The sequence below is a fragment of the Collimonas sp. GW821-FHT02H07 genome, from assembly GCF_059421505.1.
Window position 1 is genome coordinate 1 of sequence record NZ_JBWKVC010000043.1, and the last position, 2,000, is coordinate 2,000.

Annotated in this window: 1 protein-coding gene; it reads right to left on the bottom strand. The window is 55.6% G+C overall.

What is annotated here, in order from left to right:
- Positions 1-1,874 (bottom strand): type I secretion system permease/ATPase (locus AC07V8_RS25715; protein WP_494681197.1); only part of this gene is annotated, 1,874 nt, incomplete at its 3' end.
- Between the last annotated feature and the right edge of the window lie 126 nt (positions 1,875-2,000).

Here is a 2,000-nt window from a genome sequence, read left to right on the forward strand (position 1 = left end):
GCGATGCGCTGGCGCTGCCCTCCGGACAAGTTGGAGCCGCGTTCTTCCAGCAGCGTGTCGTAGCCTTCAGGCAGCGCCAGAATGAATTCGTGGGCGCCCGCCAATTTGGCGGCATCCATCACCCGCTCCATCGCCATGCCCGGGTCTGACAAGGCGATGTTGTCGCGCACTGAACGGTTAAACAGCAGGTTTTCCTGCAACACGACGCCGACCTGGGTCCGCAACCAGCTGGTATCGACCATGCTGAGGTCAAAGCCATCGACCATGACGCGACCCGATTCCGGCGTATACATCCGCTGTATCAGCTTGGTGAGCGTGCTTTTCCCCGATCCCGAGGGGCCGACAATGCCGATGGTCTGTCCTGCCGGAATATCCAGGGTAATACGGCGCAGCACCTCCGGCTTGTCCGAACGGTAGCGGAAGGTCACCTGATCGAAGCTCAGATGACCGTCGATGGCGCTAAGGCTGGTCCGATTCGGGTCATAACCCGGCTCGGTCGGATTATTGAGGACATCCCCCAGACGTTCGACCGACAAACGGGCTTGTTGAAAGTCATTCCACAATTGGGAGAGCCGCAATACCGGTGCGGTGACATGTCCGGCAAACATATTGAAAGCGACGAGCTGTCCAACGGTCAGGTTGCCGTTGATCACGGATTTGGCCCCCAGGAACAGAATCAGGGCGCTGCATAATTTGGAAATCAATTGCACCGACTGTCCTGCAATATTGCCCAAATTGGCCGCCCTAAAACTTGCCCCCACGTAGGCCGCCAACAATTCTTCCCATCGGGATTGCGTTTGAGGCTGGACCGACATGGCCTTGAGGGTTTCAACGCCGGTGACAGACTCGACCAGGAAGGATTGATTTTCTGCGCTGCGACGAAATTTTTCATCGATGCGCTTGCGCAGTATCGGCGTCACTGCGACGGCGATCAGGATATAGCATGGCAAAGAGAGCAGCACCACGCCGGTGAGCACCGGGCTGTAGCACCACATCACGCCGAGAAAGACGACGGTGAACAGCAGATCCATCACCAGGGTTAATGCCGAACTGGTGATAAATTCCCGGATGTTTTCCAATTCGCGTATCCGGGCAACGGTTTCACCCACGCGCCGGGACTGAAAATAGGCCATGGGCAAGCTGAGCAGATGCTTGAACAGCTTGGCTCCCAGTTCGACATCAATGCGGTTTGCCGTATGGGAAAAGACATAAGTACGCATTCCGCCCATGACGATTTCAAATACCGCCACGGTTGACAAGCCGATGACCAGAACATTGAGCGTACTCATGCTGTGGTGGACCAGCACCTTGTCCATCACGACCTGAAAGAACAACGGCGAAGTCAAGGCAAACAACTGTAAGAACAAAGACATGACCAACACTTCGGCCAGCAGCTTCTTGTACTTCAAAACGGCCGGCACGAACCAGCTCAAATCAAATTTCCCGCCCTGCCCCAGCATGGGCGCGCGTTTGGTGGCCAGAATCAGATGGCCCGCCCAGCTGGCGTAAAAGTGCCCAAGTTCAACCATGGAGACGTCGCCCGTCACGCCATCTTGGACCAGCGCCTGGCCATCGGCCACCTTGCCCAGCAACACGAAACCGCCATCCTTCATTTCGGCAATGGCAGGTAGAGGAGCGCGTTCCAGCTTGTCATCATTGATACGCACGCGCCGGGATTTCAATCCCAGTCTGCGGCAAAGACGCACCAGCATGTCGCCATCTACCGCCTTGCCGCTCAACTCGCGCTGCAGCTGTGCGCTATTGGCCGGCATGCGAAAAAATTGCAATAACGCGGCGAGACACGCTATTCCGCTATGGAGCGATATTTCGTCACTGGCGGGCATCACTTCTGCCAGGTTTGTTGTGGAATTCAATATGCGCTTTCTATTTGAAAATGACGACGATGGTGCGCAGGCACCGATATTCGAAACAGATCTCAACTCACTCGACTTGCTTTGATAAATAGGCTGGATGAACTATTTTCGTCAATGCGGATTGCG